Raw genomic sequence first — 17,048 nt, forward strand, 5'->3', positions numbered from 1 at the left:
TCCGAACCGACAGCTCTCCGTCGTAGTGCGGCCGCTAGTGTTGGCCCCCAACTGGTTGCGACGGTCGTCTCCAAATTCGCTCACAGCCGATACTCAACGGTCGTCATCATGCCGGCCGCCATATGATAGAGGTGGTGGCAGTGCAGAGCCCACTTGCCGGGATTGACGGCGTCAAAGGCGACCGTCACGCGGCCTCCTGCCGGCACCAGCACAGTGTCGCGCATGGCGCCGCTCAATCGTTCGCCGTTAACTCCAACGACCTGGAAGTGGTGTCCGTGGAGATGCATCGGATGCGCCATAGAGGTCCGGTCGACGAAGGTCAGCTCAACGCGTTCGCCCTCCCGGACTTCCAGCGGGACGTGCGCCCCGTGCACCGCACCGTTGAGCATCCAGACGTAGCCCGGCGCTTCGGTGATGGTAATCGTGTGCCTGCGATCAGCTCGACGGTCCGGTAACGGGCGCGAAGCCTTGAGGCGTCTTTCGAGCGCAAGACCAACCGGAGCGGCCGGCTCGCCGGCCTCAGGTGAGATCTTGCTGATAGCACCGCCTCTCGTGGCCAGTACGAAGCCCGTGCGTGCACGATCGCCCTCGCGTATAGCGAAGACGGGCCAGGTACCTTCGCCTCGAGGCAGGTCCAGAACAATGTCAAGCCGCTGCGCGATGGCGAACTCGAAGCGGCGGCCGATAAGTGGCTCGATCGGCATGCCGTCGACCGCGACGAGACGACCGTCCAGGCCGGAGAGATCAATCCAGAAGTTAGTCGCCGTTGCGCCGTTGATCATGCGCAGACGTACCCGCCCCTCCCGCTCCACGCGGAAGACTTGCGGGTCGTGCAGTGTCCGATCGTTGGCAAGGAAAGCGTCGTACTCGACATCGCGAAGGTGGGCAGCACTCGCAGCCACGGCGACAGGCCCTTGTCCTATCGTACCATGCCTCATTGCGCCCTGATCCGCAGTGCCGTGCCCCATGCCCCCTTGCCCAACGGAGCCTTGTGGTGTCGCGCCGTGTGCGCCGCCCTGCAGACCGGCAAGAACCTCGGCGGGATCGCGGAAGGTGAAGTCGTGGAACAACACTACGACCTCCTGCATGTCAGCACCGGCCTCAGCTGAATCGCGGATGATTAGAGGCGCCGCCATCAGGCGCTGCTCTTGCAGTCCGTGGTGGGAATGCATCCAGTTCGTGCCAGCCCGCTCGAGCGGGAAGTCGTAGTCGTGGCTGCGCCTCGGCCCGATCGGTGCTTCTGAAAGATCGGGCACGCCGTCCTGCTGCCAGGGCGGTGTCAGACCATGCCAGTGGATGAGCGTCTCTTGGTCGAGCTGGTTTTCCAGCTTCACTCGGAAGCGTTGGCCGGCCTGCGCGAACAGACCGTGGCCGCCGTCCGGCCGCGTCAGTCCGAAGACGGTGGCCGGCCGGCCGTTCACTTCTATGGTTCGTGTGCCGACGCTGATGGTTGTGATTGCTGCTGCTAAGGCCGGTCGGCCCGGAACCAGCAAAGGGGGGACCAGGGCAGCGGTGCCCACAGCAGCGGTGGATGCCAGAAACTGGCGGCGTGACAGATGTCGCATGACTAAAGCTCTCCAAAACGTGACCGGATTTGGACCAGCCCAATGGGCCGGATGGAATCATTTGGTGCGCCGCCCGTAGCGGCGCGTCGGTTCAGACGTTCGGGATGAACTTCGGAGGACGCAACTGAGGCGGAGGTGCACGGCCGAGATGAACAGACTCCGGTCGGATCTTTACAGGGTCTGCGTTCCGCTGCGCCGGGATCGCCGACACCACTACGGGCGCACAAAGTGGACAGCCACTCGTCGCACCGCAGTCCATTGTGCCGCCCGGGTTACTATCGTGCTCCGGACAACACGGCGCGGCGCCGGTGCCATGGTCGGTCAAGGCAAGTTCATGGGAGTTCACAGCGGCATGGGCGACATGACCGTTGCCTGCAACGGACACTAGCCCCGACACCGCAACGACGAGCACGAGTACAAGCCAACGCTGCAGAACGTGCGTCGCTCGCCGTAGCCTATATCTGCAGTGCTGTGCTCCAGCGTTTTGCATGAGCTGCCTTCCTGCCTATGCACTAAACAATATAGGCAAAGGTCGTGCGTCGTGCCATTGACCTCGATCAATCAATGGCGGTAGCGGTGCAATTTGCCATAGGTGGGATCACCATGGTCACCCGTCCGAACGACGCGCTGATTGTGCAGTTGTGCGGCATCGAAGCGCTTCCTGTTGCCGGCGATCAGTGCGTGGCTCGTCGAATGTGGAAAGGCGGGCGCCACGCGCGGTTGCGCACGGCGCCCGTTGGCGGAGAGGTTACTTCTTTTTCTCGATTTTCATGACAGTGAACTGGCCGTTGACTTTGTCGGGTTCGAAACGGACCTTGTCGCCCGGCTTCACCTGCTTGAGCATGGCCGGATCACTTGCCCGGAAGACCATCGTCATGGCGTCCATGTCGAACTTCTTCAGGGGCCCATGCCTGATGGTCATCTTGCCGGCGGCTTCGTCCACCTTGGTGATCTCACCGTCTACCATCTGGGCGACGGCAACGGTTGCTAGGCCCGTGACCCAAACCGCTGCGATAAGCGTGATCATCGACTTACGCATCGTGCTTCTCCTCACTTACTCTTGGTGTTGGCTCTCCGTTAGCCGGCGACGCTCGGCCTATTTGACGACAACAACGCCCTTCATGCCGGCCTCGTAGTGGCCGGGAATGAGGCAGGCGAACTCGAATGAGCCGGCTTTTGTAAAGCGCCAGAGAATATCGCTGGATGCCTTAGGCTCGAGCTTCTTGCCATTCGGCTCGTCGTGCTCCATGTCCGGGTGCTTCTCCATTTCAATCTTGTGCTTTGCATTGTTCTCAATTGAATCGAGCAGGAACTCGTGCGCGAGATATCCAGTGTTCTTGAGCACAAACTTGATCTGCTCTCCCTTGCGCACCTCTATGCTGCCCATACTGTAAGACATCGTGCCGGGGCCCTCTGTCATAGTAATTTCGATCGTCCGGAAAGGTTTCTTCGGATCGCCGGGTTCACCTGCTGCGAACACGTGCTCAGTGTGTGCGAGTGCGCGACTTGGGACGAAGTCGGCGAGGAATGGGCCTGCGATAACAGCGATCGCCGAAAGAGAGATCGCAGCGGCAGACAACCTTACAGACATGCTCTTTTCTCCTTTGCTAAGTGCCATTTGCTCGGTGATTGGTGTGCTCAGTGGTGACCGTGCCCTTTCTTTGCCCCGGGCTTTACAGCCTTGAACTGGGCGTCCCCGGGCTTGGGGCCTGAAGAGGAGCCGGGTGCTCGTGGCGCTTCGGAGCTTCGATTGCCTACGTCCTTCACCTCGTAGGCAACCGTGCCAGGCGGATGTTTGAACCAACCGGGGTCCTTGTAGTCGTTGGTGGCCAAGCCTTCGCGAACCTTCACGACCGAGAACATTCCGCCCATTTCGATCGCGCCGAACTGACCGAACCCGGTCATCATCGGTAATGTGTTGTCGGGCGCCGCCATCTCCATCTCGCCCATCTCCGCCATGCCTTGCGCACCCATCGGCATGTAGCCACCGCCGATGAGACGAGAGATCGTCTGCTTGATGTCACTCTGGTCGACGCCGATGTACGTCTTCACGTCGTGACCCATCGCGTTCATGGTGTGGTGAGATTTGTGGCAATGGATCGCCCAATCGCCTTCGTAGACCGCATCGAACTCGAAGGCGCGCATCTGACCAACGGCAACGTCGATCGAAACCTCAGGCCACCGCGCCTCCGGACGTACCCAACCGCCATCCGTGCACGTCACCTCGAAATCGTAGCCGTGCATGTGGATGGGGTGATTGGTCATCGTGAGGTTGCCGAAGCGGATTCGCACACGATCGTTCTTGGCTACGACGAAATGGTCAATGCCAGGGAATACTCGGCTGTTCCAGCACCACATGTTGAAGTCCAACATCGTGTTGATCTTCGGTACGTAGGTGCCGGGCTCTATGTCGAAGGCGTTCAGAAGAAAGACGAAGTCCCGATCAACGCGGTGCAGCTTCGGGTCTCGTGGATGGACGACGAAGAAGCCCATCATACCCATTGCCATCTGCACCATCTCGTCGCCGTGAGGGTGGTACATGAAGGTCCCGCTCTTCTTGAGCTGGAACTCATAGACGAACGTTTTGCCCGGCTTGATGGGAGGTTGCGTCAAGCCGGTGACGCCATCCATGCCGCACGGGAGAATCTGGCCGTGCCAGTGGATCGTGGTGTGCTCTGGCAGTTTGTTTGTGACGAAGATGCGAACTTTATCGCCTTCGACAGCCTCAATGGTCGGGCCTGGTGATTGGCCGTTATAGCCCCAGAGATGCGCCTTCATGCCGGGGGATATTTCACGGACTACTGGTTCGGCGACGAGATGGAACTCCTTCCAGTCACCGTTCATGCGCCAGGGAAGTGTCCAGCCGTTAAGCGTGACTACAGGCTGATAGTCAGGTCCCGAGGATGGGAACAATGGTGGCTGCATCAGAGGCGACGATTGGATCGGTGCTTCTGGAATGCCGGCCTTAACGGCGGTGGCCCCTATGAGTGCGAGTCCTGAGCTCGCAAGGAACGATCTGCGTGACACAGTCATGTGTTTGCTCCTCTTGAGTTCAATGGCCAGCAGCTTCACCACCACCAGCGGCCGCTGCCCGCGGTGCTGGTGACGCCTCTCCGCCGCCGCGTCCGCCGACGATGGCAGCTTGGAGATCGACGCTTGCGAGCCAAAAGTCGCGGCGCGCCTCGATGGCCTGCACGTTGGCGAGAATGCGGGCCCGGGCATCAGCGAGAAGTTCGAATAGATCGCGGATCATCGCGTTGTAATTCAGCAGTGTCTCGTCAGAGATGATCTGCCGCAACGGAAGAACCTCCCGATCGTAGTGTCGAGCTATGTCGTAGGAGCCACGGTAGTTCTGGTACGCCTCGCGTGCCTCCGAGCGAACGTTCACGGCGTGCTCTACAAGGCGGTTCACGGCGCGCATGTAGGTCTCTTCGGCGAGGCGCACGCGAGATTCGCCGAAGTCGTAGATTGGGATCTGGAAATCGATATCGAAGCCGCGTTTCCTGGTTTTTTCGACCTCAGCGACACCGCCTTCGATCTTCCTTTCCTTCTCATAGGTACTGATGCCGGTGACTTCGAGTGCGTTGATGAACCTGGTCTTGCGCGTGAGACCGAGCTCCTTCGCAAGGATGTCGATTTCCATGCGGGCAATGGCGAGATCGACGCGCCTTGCCACGGCTTCTCTCTCGACCCAGGCCAACGTTTTTGGATTGGCTGGCAGAGAGCCGAGCTTGTCGGGCACGCGCAGCGCCGTAGCCGCACCCCACACGCCGAGCGCCCTAACTAAGCGTTCCCGATTCACTCGCTGCTGCAGGCGTGCGCCAGCGAGCTGGCTCGAGATGTCGGCATAGAACACATGCTCTCGCGCCTGGTTGAGCTTTGACATCGCGCCCGTCTCGCCGAGTCTCTTCGCCAGCTCGGAGACGGTTTTGGCAGAAGTCTGAGCTTCTGCGAGGAACTTCGCTGCATCGTTCGACGCCACAGCCCGGTAGTAGGCGCTGCTCGCTTCGGCGGCAGTGCGCAGCGTGGCCTCCACTGCACGAACCTGGGCTTGCCGGAAGCGCGCTTCGGCGATTTCGCGCCGCCTGGGAAGCGTCAGAAGGCTCAACACATTCTGAATAATTTGGCGTTCGATCTCGAACGCGCCGGTCCACACTAGCCGACCGACTGCAAGTGTAGGAGCCGGCGGGAGGCTGGCCTCGACCATCTGAGCCTCGGAGATACCGAGTTCGTTGTAGGCAGCTTGAAGCCCTTTGTTGTTGAGGAGAGCGATCTGAACGGCGCTTGCCACCGTCAGCCGTTGCTTAGTCAGCTGCGTTACACGCTCTGCTGCCTGCGCCTCCTTGACCGCATCGTCGATCTTGACGACATCCTTGCCGAGTTCCGCGGCTGCGGCAGCTTCGACGATGCCCATCCCTGCGTCGGGAGAAAAACGGGCACACCCGCTATTGAGGAGCGCAGTGGTCAGCAGAGCCAGGGGCGCTAGAGATTTGAGAAACGCTCGATTGGGAAGCGGATACGAGCCTGCCGCCTTTGAACCTGCCTGATGCTTGCGGCGGAGCCATCGGCACACTGATCGGCTGAAGCTAGTGTTTGCCATGTGCTCCCCCCCTTTCCTTGTTCTCCTTGCGATCGAGCGCTTTTTCATCCGGAGCTTGGTCCCGAGCTTCGGGCGGCGTTACCCGTCGATTGACATCACCCCACGGCAATGGCTCGACGGGGCGGTAGCTCTGTGCACCTGACAGCACCGGGCTGTAGCGCGCGGGTGGCGTGGGGGCGTCTGGGTTTGCAGGATCATGGGCTGTTGCGCCGGATATGGAAAACCATCCCAGCAAGAGCCCTGACAGGGTCCTGATAAGCATTTCGAGGCGTGCCTCTCTAGGTTGGCACTCTTACGAGATTGATAGTTGTCCCGTCAGCCGAGCGAGGTGCTTTAGCGTCGCCCCCCTCGAATCGGAGCCCGAAACGAGGACCGGCTTAACGGGGATTGCTTCGCACGCAACCAAGCCGCCGGCGCGCTGCCGGCGCTATACAGCGTTAGGCCCTGGGGGGACGTTCCGGGCCGGACGACCAGCGTCGCGGGTGGCCATACGGCGGCTCAGCCGTTAGCCGACTTCCTGTCACTACAGGACCGCCACATACATCGACTGTTGAAGCCACGCCGGCATGGCACATGATGCCGTCACAACAGCAGTCCGAAGTACTCTTTTCGTCGCGAGATGTGGATGCTCCCAACTTGCTCGCGGCAGAAGTGGATTTTTCCAGTGAATCGAAAGAAGCGTGTTGATCGGGCGCCATGGCGACGTTCTCTAGCGCCAATGTGGCGCCCTTAGCGCCTTCGTCCCCAACAGCTACACCATGCCGGTGTCCTCCATGGGCACTCGCCGAACTTACGCTTACGCTGAAGGCAAGAACTGCCAACAGCAGCGTCGCGAGCAGGACGACCGATTTTGGAAGGCTGCGCAGAACTAGCTCCTCTTTAGAGCGCACAATGATTCCACATAAGCAGTTAGGATTGGTGTGGCTCATCGTCAACCATCGAATTGCCGCGCAAACCAAATTTGATCCCCAGGTGTGCCCAGTGCGTCGCGACCTTTGAGCCGCTCGGGATTTCATCGCGTGTCCTTAGGGATAACGGCAGAACTATTGTGACGGTAAGGCCCCGCTGACCGGCGTTTGATAGCGCGATTTCGCCCCCCATCGCAGTGATGATGCTACGTGCGATGCTCAGGCCCAGCCCGGTACCGTCAACGTGTGCGTGATTTTGGTTAATGCGGCGAAATGGCTTGAACGCCTCTTCCCGCAGGTCCGGCGGTATTCCCGGCCCATCATCTTGGATGGTGATTCGAGCGTCCCTATCGGTGGCGGTGAGCGAGACCCGGGCTCGTAAGCCATACTTCAAAGCATTGTCGACCAGGTTGGCCAGCGCGCGGCGCAACGATGTAGGCTTGGCCAAGATTGTAGTCGCTTTCAGTTCTTCCACAGCAACGTCTTCACCTAGATCGGCATAGTCGTCGCATAAGGTTTGCACCAGAGAAGCAAGGTCAATCTTTTCGGTTGGCTCGGCGGCAAACTCGAGGCGAGCAAACTCCAGTGTGGCGGTGATCATACGCCGCATTTGGTCTAAATCGGCGAGTAGCCGCGAGCGCGTTGCTACCTCTTCGATCTCATGTGCACGGAGATGAAGGCGAGTAATCGGTGTTCCCAGATCGTGAGCTATCGCGGCGGCAAACGCCGTCCGATCGTCGACGAGTCGTTGAATGCGCTCCTGCATCAGATTGAGTGTCCGGGCAGCAGTGCGGACCTCGGACGGTCCCTTATGCAGCAAATGGGCGGCGGCGAATAGAGGCTAGACTTCGCCGGCAGGTCCGAGCTCTTCAAGGTTCGGACCTGCCGGCAAATCGAAGTCTCGGTTGGTCGCCGCAGGTCTCAACCATAGGCTCTGCTTTCCATCTGCGCTCTGTGCACGCGACTTGGTATTGATAGCTGCAGGTGCTGGCAATCTCGTGAAACGACTTTGGTTTGTGTTGCCCAGATGGCGGACATGCCCGATTGCCCGAGCAAGGCGAAGCAGACCACGAAAGACTGCAGCTGTTGCGATACCAAGGCGCCGTGCCAAGGCGATCTTTGCCTGGCCAAATGTTTCAAGCTCAACGGCGAGATCGCCAACAGCGTGGTGTTGATCGACCAGCCGGACGTGGCCTTCTTCAAGGCGCCTCCCGGTAAACCGCCGGACAATTGGTCGGAACCACTGCCACGACCACCTAGCATCTGACTTCTCGAAAGGTCCCAACGAGCCGCGCTTTCGCGGCGCCGTCTGGGACGGATTTATCGTGCGCGAAGCCTCGCGCAGACAATCTCGAGAAGGAAATTCTGCAATGGTTATCCGATCACGCTTTTTGGTGCTGCTCGCCGTCTTGGCTGTCGGCTTGGGCGCGCGCATCGCGTATGCCGCGCCCGCCGACTATGTGTTCGAGCCCGTATCGGCCGACGTCCGCAACGGCAAGGACAGCGAATTCGCGGTGCGGCTTCGTAACAAGGCGACCGGCAAGCCGGTAGAAGGGGCCGTACTGTTTCGCACGCGTCTCGACATGTCGCCGGACAGCATGGGTGAGATGACGGCCAAGCACACGGCTATGCCGTCCGCCGAGCCGGGCATCTACAAATTCAAGGCCGACTTCACAATGGCCGGCGGCTGGGCCTTCAAGCTGATGGCCAAGGTGCCGGGCGAAGCTGAAACCGTGCAAGGCACGGTCGTCTTCAAGACGAAGTAGGCCAGCCATGTTTCGAACCGTGATAGCGGGGATCGCCTTGCTGGCGATCCTTGCAGGCGGCGTCGCCGGCTACCGATTAGGAGCCGGTGCGTGGCCAGCGTTGTCCGCCCGTGAGCCGGTGAAGACGGCGTACGGCACCGATGCAAAGGGCGCGGGGCCTGAAGTCGCGCGCACCGTGCTGTATTGGAAGCACCCCGATGGTAGCGCCGATTTCTCGGCTGAGCCTAAGAAGACGCCGGACGGCCGTGACTTTGTCCCCGTCTACGAGGATCAGGAAGGCGATTTTAAAGAAAGCAAGCCCCGGCCGGCAGCCAAGGACAAAGGCGGCAGCCGCAAGCTCCTCTACTACCGCAACCCGATGGGGCTCGCCGACACCTCGCTGGTGCCGAAGAAGGACTGGATGGGGATGGACTACATTCCCGTCTATGAAGGCGAGGACGACGCCAGCACCGTCACTGTAAGTCTCGACAAGGTGCAGCGGTCCGGCGTGCGCACGGCCCTCGTGGAGCGCCGCAACCTTGTGCAGGCAGTTCGTTCACCCGGTACCGCAAAGCCGGATGAACGCAGCTTGCGCATCGTTTCGCTGCGCGCCGACGGCTTCATCGAGAAGCTCTACGTCAACGAGACAGGCAAGCAGGTCCGGGCAGGAGACAAACTGTTCCGCCTCTACAGCCCGCAAATCGTTAGCGCGCAAATTGATTATCGCACGAGCGCCGGAGCTGATGGGGGATCACGCAATGAGAGCGGAGCTCTTCAGAAGCTCAGGAACCTTGACATACCCGACTCGGTGATCGAGGCCCTGCGCAAAGACCTCAACCCGCAGATGTCGATCGACTGGCCGGCACCGACAGCCGGGGTCGTGATGCAGAAGCGCGTCATCGAAGGTCAGATGGCCAAGGCCGGCGAGGAGCTGTACCGCATCGCCGACCTGACCAACATTTGGGTGATCGCCGACGTTGCGGAGCAGGACCTGGGCCTCGTGCAAATCGGGGCTCTGGCGATGGTCAGCTTCCGTGCGTTTCCCGGCAAGAGTTTCGAAGGACGGGTGACATTCGTGCTTCACGAGCTCGATATGAGCACGCGCACCGCCAAAGTGCGCATCGAAGTGCACAACCCCGATCATCTCATTAAGCATGAAATGTATGCCGACGTTGAAATCGGCGCACGTACCGGTGAAGCCGCGCGGCTGGCGGTGCCCGCCTCAGCGGTGATCGACAGCGGCAACCGGCAGGTGGTGATCGTTGCCAAAGGTGAGGGGCGGTTTCAGCCGCGGCCCGTGAAGCTGGGCATGCGTGCCGACGACCATATCGAAATCCTCGACGGCGTGACGGAAGGTGAGGAGGTCGTCACGGCTGCCAACTTCCTGATCGATGCCGAAAGCAATCTCAAGGCGGCCTTGCAAGCCTTCACCCAGCCCGCGGCAGCGGAGGCCAAGCCATGATTTCCGCCCTGATCCGGTGGTCGAGCCGGAATCTATTTTTGATCCTGATCGGCTCGGTCCTGGCGACTGGCGCAGGCATCTATGCCGTGCGGAACGTGCCGCTCGATGCCTTGCCCGACCTGTCCGACACGCAGGTGATCATCTACACGGAATACTCCGGTCAGGCGCCACAGGTGATCGAGGACCAGGTCACATATCCGCTGTCGACCTCCATGCTCTCGGTGCCTCGCTCGAAGATCGTGCGCGGATTCTCGTTTTTCGGCGTGTCTTTCGTCTATGTCATCTTCGAGGACGGCACTGACATATACTGGGCGCGCACGCGCGTGCTCGAATACCTGTCCGGTGCGGCACGCAACCTGCCGGCGGGTGTAACGCCGACGCTGGGTCCCGATGCGACCGGCGTGGGGTGGGTCTATCAATACGCCGTCATGGCGGCGAACCGCACGCTCGCCGAAACCCGCGCGACGCAGGATTGGCAGCTGCGCTTTGCGCTTGCGAAGGCCGAGGGCGTAGCGGAGGTGGCCAGCGTCGGCGGCTTCGTGCGGCAGTATTCCGTCATCGTCGACCCCCGCAGGCTCAAAGGGTTCGACCTGACATTGTCGAAGCTTCGTGATGCGATCCGCGCTTCCAACATGGACGTCGGCGGGCGGGTCATCGAGCTTGCTGAGACGGAATACATGGTGCGGGGGCGCGGATACCTGCGCGGCGTTCGGGATCTCGAGCAGATCGTTCTCAAGTCGGAAGGCGGCGCACCTGTCCTATTGCGCGACGTGGCCCGTGTGGAGCTGGTACCCGATGAACGGCGGGGCGTGACCGAGCTCAATGGTGAGGGCGAGGTTGCTTCCGGCATTGCGATCCAGCGTTACGGACAGAATGCCTTGTCTGTGATCGAGAACGTCAAGGCGCGCCTTGACGACATCAAGTCGAGCCTGCCTGCCGGCACGGAGATTGTTCCTGTCTATGATCGTTCCGAGCTCATCCACCGCGCCATCGCCACGCTCAAGACCACGCTGATCGAGGAAAGCATCATTGTCGCACTGGTGTGCATGATCTTCCTGCTGCATGCACGCAGCGCTCTTGTCGCGATCATTACCCTGCCGCTCGGCGTGCTCATTGCCTATATCTGCATGTACGCGCTCGGGCTGTCCTCCAACATCATGAGCCTCGGGGGTATCGCGATTGCCATCGGTGCGATGGTCGATGCAGCCATCGTGATGATCGAGAACGCTCACAAGCATCTCGAGCGCGCCCCACCCGACAAACCGCGCAGCGAGGTGCTGATCGAAGCGGCCGGTGAGGTCGGGCCAGCGCTGTTCTTCTCTCTGCTCATCATCACGGTGTCATTCCTGCCGATCTTCACCCTTGAGGCGCAAGAGGGGCGGCTTTTCAAGCCGCTGGCCTTTACCAAGACATTTGCAATGGCCGCGGCTGCCATTCTGTCCATAACACTCGTACCGGCGCTGATGATGCTGTTCGTGCGCGGACGTATCATTCCCGAGCGCCGCAATCCCGTGAACCGGTTCCTGATCTGGATCTATCGGCCGGTCATCAGTCTCGTGCTGAGGGCGAAGATGTTGACCATCGCTATGGCTTTGGCGCTGCTCGCCGTCACGGCCTATCCGGCGACGCGCATCGGCTCCGAGTTCATGCCGAACCTGAATGAAGGCACGCTCCTTTATATGCCGACGACGCTGCCCGGAATCTCGATCACCAAGGCTGCGGAGCTGCTTCAGATCATGAACAGGATCATCAAGAGCTTCCCAGAAGTGAAATCGGTGTTCGGCAAGGTGGGCCGCGCCGGCACGGCGACCGATCCCGCACCGACGGAAATGTTCGAGACAATCATCAACCTGAAGGACCCGAGTGAGTGGCGGGAAGGCATGTCTCTCGAGAAGCTTATCAACGAGATGGATCGCGCTCTGCAGTTCCCGGGCGTGTCGAATGCCTGGACGATGCCGATCAAGGCGCGCATCGACATGCTGGCGACGGGTATCCGCACACCGCTGGGCATCAAGGTCCTGGGGCAGGACCTGAAGGTGATCGAACGGCTTGCGCGTGACATCGAAGGGGCGATCAAGGGCGTGGCCGGCACGGCGAGTGCCTATGCCGAGCGCATCATCGCCGGCTACTACCTGGAGATCGAACCGGACCGGACGCAGTTGGCACGCTACGGATTGATGGTCGGCGACGTGCAGCAGGTGATTGCCACGGCTCTGGGTGCCGAGACTGTGACGACCACGGTCGAGGGCCGCGAACGGTACGGGGTCAGCCTGCGCTATTCGCGCGATGTCAGGTCCGATCCGCAGGCGATCGCTCGCGAGACGCTCGTGCCGCTCGCCAACGGCTCTTCCATCCCGCTGGGCCAAGTCGCCAATGTGCGGATCACGCAGGGGCCGGCCTCGATCCGCACTGAGAACGCGCAACTCGCTGCGTACATTTATATCGACGTGCGTGACCGCGATCTTGGCGGATATGTCAGCGAGGCGCGCAAGGCCGTGGCCGAGAAAGTGACGTTTCCGCCGGGATATCACGCGGTCTGGAGTGGCCAGTACGAATACTACGAGCGCGCCAAGCAGCGCCTCGCCATCGTGGTTCCATTGACGCTCATCATCATTCTTCTGCTTCTCTACCTCAACTTCCGGCGCATTGCCGAAACGCTGATCGTGATGCTGTCGCTCCCCTTTGCTTTGATCGGCGGCCTTTGGATGATGTGGTGGCTCGGCTTCAACATGTCTGTCGCGGTTGCTGTGGGGTTCATCGCCCTTGCAGGCGTCGCAGCGGAAACCGGCGTGATCATGCTGATCTATCTCGACCACGCGCTCAGCGAGCACAGAGTGCGCGCCGAACGAGAAGGTCGTACGTTCTCACATCACGATCTGAACGCGGCGATCATGGAGGGCGCGGTGGAGCGCGTGCGCCCCAAGATGATGACCGTGTGCGCGATCGTTGCTGGTCTGCTCCCAATCCTGTGGAGCACCGGGACGGGCTCGGAAGTGATGCAACGCATCGCGGTGCCGATGATCGGTGGCATGCTGTCGTCGACGGTTCTGACGCTTGTCGTGATTCCTGCCATCTACGCCGTCGTCAAAGGTCATGGTGTGCGTCAGCGGGAGAGAGATTGGCCAATACCGTCGTCGGCAGTGGTGCGCGATGTGTGAGCGTTCGACGATATTGATCTTGCTGCTGTCTGAGTAGCTGGGTATCTCGTTGCACTGACGTTCTCAGGGAGCGCCAAGGATGGAGTGACTCTATGTGCTTTTCCGCTGAGGCGAGTTTCACGGCAGCGGCAGTCCTCGTACCAGCGGGTGTGCTCGGCCTTCGACGAGCCTACCAAACGGACCGGCGCTACTTGGCGTTTGCAGCGCTGCCGGTCTACTTCGGCCTGCAGCAGCTGTTCGAGGGGTTTGTCTGGACGGGCGGTGTGCTTGGCAATGCGGCATCGATCGAAGCGTTTGCCATGGGCTACATGTTCTTTGCTTGGCTGGCGTGGCCGGTATGGGTGCCTTTCTCGGCATACTTCTTGGAGCCGTGCAAGCGGCGGCACGTCTATTTGCTCTTTTCAATTGTCGGCGCAGTCATCGGCGCGATGCAGTTTTTTCCGTACTTCGCACATGAGAACTGGCTGATTGTACGATTCTTGAGACATGCGATCAGCTACGAGGGAACAGTCCTGTTTGATTTCATCATGCGTCGGGAAGCAACTTATGCCCTCTATCTCTTCGTCGTGATTGCACCGCTTGTCTCGTCCTCTAATCCGAGCGCCAGGACCTTTGGATTTCTGATTATTGGTGTTGTCGTCGTCGTGTTCCTGTTTTTTCAGTTCGCATACATCTCCGCTTTCTGTTTCGGCGGTGCGCTCATGTCGGCCTACATACTATACACTGTGTATCGGCCGCCCGCGCTTCTGACCCAGCCCGCCTAGGGGGCGCGTCGCAAGGTTGTCCCGTCACCGCGACTGACATCGACCGCCGCCACAATCCAAGAGAGAATAGCCAACGTGGGGGCTGCCGTAGGAAACGAGGCCGTATCGCCCCGGCTGTCCGAGTTCCGCTCAAGCCAGCGCACAAGCAATCTTTGATTGGAGTTAAAGAAGAAGGGCCAAGCTCGCATAGACTGTTTGTTGGTAGAAGTGGAACGCGGAGCCAAGCATGAAGCACTTAGTAATTAGAGGCATGATCGCCTTGGTCTGTTTGATCGGACCCATTACAGCTCAGGCCAGTGCGAATGATGCGCACCACCCGGAGAAGAAATCGCTGAAGAGCAAGAAGCCCGTCAGTAAAGCGCCCAAACAACAAAAAACGCCGGCCACGAAAAGTGGCAAATCTAACCGAGACAGGCCGGTGCGTTAGCTCAGGTGACGCGATTGGATAAGTAGGCATGTTCTTTCTGCCGTGCTGTCGCACAGCAGCAGAAACCTTGGTTCCTTCTACGGCACCTGCGTGATCTCGATGCGGCACAGGAGGTTCTGCAGCGCTTCTGGCTCTGCGCGCTTGAGTGGGCGTCGCAGCTCGAGGATGTTCGTCTGGCGCGTGGTTCATGAACGGCCAGAGCTAAGTCCACGGGCGTCGCTCTAACCAGCCCAACGCTGTTTCCGGATCCACGCCGGCAACCTCGATCAGTCTATCGGGGTCCAATATTCGCAGGCGACGATAATGGAACTGAACAATCCCCTCCTTGCGCATCGCGCTCAAGACGCGGTTGACGTGAACAAAAGTCAGGCCGGTGGCATCGCCGATCTGTTCCTGCGTCAGTGGCAGCGTCATTTCTTCAATCCGATTGCCTGGCCACTGCGCGCGATAGCGCGTGAACAGCTCTAGGAGCAAATGCGCCACTCGCTCGCGCGCCGAACGCCGCCCGATGCTCGTCAGATGATCGAACGCCAGATTGCAATCGCGGGCCAGTGACTGGACGAGCCGCAAGCAGATCTCCGGTTCGGTGCGCGCATGTGTGGCCAGGACAGACGCCGGGATGACAGAAACCGTAACATCCGTCAGGGCTTGGGCGCCGATGGTGGACGAGCCACGCCTCGACGGCAGGACCCCGAGGATAGCGCCCGGCAGCGCGAATTGGACGATCTGCCGCCGACCATCTTCGAGAAGCGTGTAGACGGCTACCCAGCCGTGGAGCAGGTTGAAAATCGATTTTCCCGTCCAGCCTATGCTGAACAGGTCTCGGCCGGCCTCGATTTCGCGGTCGCCTGAGTGGTAGCGGGCGATCAGCCTATGCTGCTCAGTCGATATAGCCGCGCCTTCCGCCACGCTTGCTGGCGTGGTGTCCTGCGGCTCTTGTCGGCGCCCCCGGCGCCGGCTCACTTCATCGCCTCGTGCCTGGGCTCCGCCGCCCGCGTCAGCCAACAACGATTCACGTAACACCAGTCCAATCCGCTCGCGCTCGACGGTTCCCCAATCGTCGCGGCGGAGCGACCGGGCTGCCTTTTCTGTTAAAGACGCTCGATCCAAGCCCACATTACACCTCCCGGGCGTTCGGCCCGTTCCGGCGGCTGCTTGCGCAGCCAATCAATCCTCTGATGTGAAAGGTGCCCGAGGCCTCTGGGCACTAGCGCGCCATGGCACTCAGTGAGCACAGCCGAGCTCAGTCATCCCCGGATGAAATAGGGGACTACGGAATGCTGGGTGGCCCTTAAAGACCGCAAGGTCGTGGTATTGGGGGGTCTCCGCCCGGCAGGATCAGCGGGGTGAGGTCATCGCGCGAAGGCAGCACCGTTGATGATGCGAGCCGAATGTCGATGACGCCTTGCTGCTGGGGCGGCATCGGCAAATAACAGGAGGCGCACATACTTTTGCAGCAGCGGCCGTGATGGAATGAGCAGTTTCCTCCGTCCAACGGAGAGGTTCGCAGTTCCGCGTGGATTGTGCGATTTTGCGACTTAGCTTGGTGCGCATGATTCGGATGGGCCAGCGCCGGCGCCCCTTGAGCCAGCAAGGAGACCAAGCAGAAGATCAGCAACGCCAGGACCCTGAGCATGCGCTCGCCTTACAGGCCTTCATCGGTTGGTGTCCGCATCCGCACACGCCGAATGATCTATATCCCGCGAAAGGAGCCGACCTTTTGAGCAGATCATACTCCGGTCCAATGCGTATTGACTGAGATCAACCGCGCGAACACCGCTAGCAGCGGCATTCGACCACCTGCTTCCATCCCCAGTGTAGGTTGATGGCTCTTGTCGCCGCTCACTCTATGTTTAATCGAGATTAAAGTGCGGACGGCTGCAGTGTGCTCACTGAATCGTCCCGGACGTGTCCTGCGGATCGGAAATGCCAACGATAGCCCCGACGCCGGCAGATCGTATGCGCTGCGTCGCGCTGCTCGTATCGCGCAGCCGGCAAAAGACTATGCTGAGTCCGTTCTTTGCGAAATGCGACGGCTTGCTCTTGGTCGACCCGGACGTGCCGGCTCGGAATTTTCGTCCGAACCGGGCGCGAACTAACGAGTCCACCTGCGACCTTATCCTCTCAAGTGGCGCCACTAGGCTCGTCTGCGGCTTTATTGCGGGTGCTGTGCGAGAGCGGCTTGTCGCGTCTGGCATCGACGTCCGCGTCGGGTCGTGCGCACGGTCGGTAGCAAGCCTTGTCCGCGAGTTTGATGCCTTGCCATCCGCCTGTGCGCTTCAGGGCAACGACGATCCCCTTCGGCCTGGCGCTTTTCCTCGCAGCGCGAGGCGACCGCGACACGTAGCACCGGACAAAGGCTCCCGGCCGCGACGAACAGACAAGCACTAGCCTGGTCCGGGCCAATTTGTGCTGCGGT

The 17,048-nt window shown here is 60.5% G+C and carries 12 protein-coding genes; 4 read left to right on the forward strand and 8 right to left on the reverse strand.

Annotated elements, in window-relative coordinates; translation table 11 throughout:
• Window positions 1–80: 80 nt before the first annotated feature.
• The 7 genes from CS1BSM3_RS09865 to CS1BSM3_RS27930 all read right to left on the reverse strand — a co-directional run bounded on the left by CS1BSM3_RS09865 (window position 81) and on the right by CS1BSM3_RS27930 (window position 8,276).
• Window positions 81–1,565, reverse strand: coding sequence for a multicopper oxidase family protein (locus CS1BSM3_RS09865; RefSeq protein WP_072386888.1), 1,485 nt, complete (start codon window positions 1,563–1,565; stop codon window positions 81–83).
• A gap of 748 nt (window positions 1,566–2,313) precedes the next feature.
• Complete coding sequence (locus CS1BSM3_RS09870) at window positions 2,314–2,604, reverse strand: copper-binding protein (RefSeq protein ID WP_072386889.1); 291 nt, start codon at window positions 2,602–2,604, stop codon at window positions 2,314–2,316.
• A gap of 57 nt (window positions 2,605–2,661) precedes the next feature.
• The gene (locus CS1BSM3_RS09875) at window positions 2,662–3,183 is read right to left on the reverse strand and encodes a cupredoxin domain-containing protein (RefSeq protein ID WP_174263667.1); all 522 of its coding nucleotides are present in this window, start codon (window positions 3,181–3,183) and stop codon (window positions 2,662–2,664) included.
• A 20-nt stretch (window positions 3,184–3,203) separates the two neighbouring features.
• A complete protein-coding gene (locus tag CS1BSM3_RS09880) occupies window positions 3,204–4,598 on the reverse strand; it encodes a multicopper oxidase family protein (RefSeq protein WP_072388031.1) in 1,395 nt (464 codons plus the stop codon).
• Between the two features lie 19 nt (window positions 4,599–4,617).
• Window positions 4,618–5,979 carry a TolC family protein gene (locus CS1BSM3_RS09885; protein WP_244540471.1) on the reverse strand — a complete coding sequence of 454 codons (1,362 nt, stop codon included), beginning with the start codon at window positions 5,977–5,979 and terminating at the stop codon, window positions 4,618–4,620.
• Between the two features lie 1,095 nt (window positions 5,980–7,074).
• Window positions 7,075–7,839, reverse strand: coding sequence for a sensor histidine kinase (locus tag CS1BSM3_RS09890; protein ID WP_072386891.1), 765 nt, complete (start codon window positions 7,837–7,839; stop codon window positions 7,075–7,077).
• Window positions 7,840–7,994: 155 nt separating this feature from the next.
• Window positions 7,995–8,276, reverse strand: a complete 282-nt coding sequence (locus CS1BSM3_RS27930) for a hypothetical protein (RefSeq protein WP_143149139.1) — start codon at window positions 8,274–8,276, stop codon at window positions 7,995–7,997.
• A 167-nt stretch (window positions 8,277–8,443) separates the two neighbouring features.
• Here CS1BSM3_RS27930 and CS1BSM3_RS09900 point away from each other — a divergent pair, with 167 nt between their 5' ends.
• The 4 genes from CS1BSM3_RS09900 (at window position 8,444) to CS1BSM3_RS09915 (ending at window position 14,202) form a co-directional block, all read left to right on the forward strand.
• Window positions 8,444–8,839 carry a FixH family protein gene (locus CS1BSM3_RS09900; protein ID WP_174263668.1) on the forward strand — a complete coding sequence of 132 codons (396 nt, stop codon included), beginning with the start codon at window positions 8,444–8,446 and terminating at the stop codon, window positions 8,837–8,839.
• 7 nt (window positions 8,840–8,846) lie between these two features.
• Window positions 8,847–10,280: an efflux RND transporter periplasmic adaptor subunit gene (locus CS1BSM3_RS09905; RefSeq protein ID WP_083528487.1), complete on the forward strand. Its 1,434-nt coding sequence runs from the start codon at window positions 8,847–8,849 to the stop codon at window positions 10,278–10,280.
• The gene (locus CS1BSM3_RS09910) at window positions 10,277–13,438 is read left to right on the forward strand and encodes an efflux RND transporter permease subunit (protein ID WP_072386894.1); all 3,162 of its coding nucleotides are present in this window, start codon (window positions 10,277–10,279) and stop codon (window positions 13,436–13,438) included. The genes CS1BSM3_RS09905 and CS1BSM3_RS09910 overlap by 4 nt, the downstream gene beginning before the upstream one ends.
• Before the next feature lie 92 nt (window positions 13,439–13,530).
• Window positions 13,531–14,202 (forward strand): DUF6629 family protein, encoded by a 672-nt coding sequence (locus tag CS1BSM3_RS09915; RefSeq protein WP_072386895.1) that lies wholly within the window; start codon window positions 13,531–13,533, stop codon window positions 14,200–14,202.
• A 628-nt stretch (window positions 14,203–14,830) separates the two neighbouring features.
• On the opposite strand, the gene CS1BSM3_RS09920 is transcribed toward CS1BSM3_RS09915, so the two are convergent.
• Window positions 14,831–15,745, reverse strand: a complete 915-nt coding sequence (locus tag CS1BSM3_RS09920) for a Crp/Fnr family transcriptional regulator (protein WP_244540472.1) — start codon at window positions 15,743–15,745, stop codon at window positions 14,831–14,833.
• Between the last annotated feature and the right edge of the window lie 1,303 nt (window positions 15,746–17,048).

The sequence above is a fragment of the Hyphomicrobium sp. CS1BSMeth3 genome (assembly GCF_900117415.1).
Classification (GTDB): Bacteria; Pseudomonadota; Alphaproteobacteria; order Rhizobiales; family Hyphomicrobiaceae.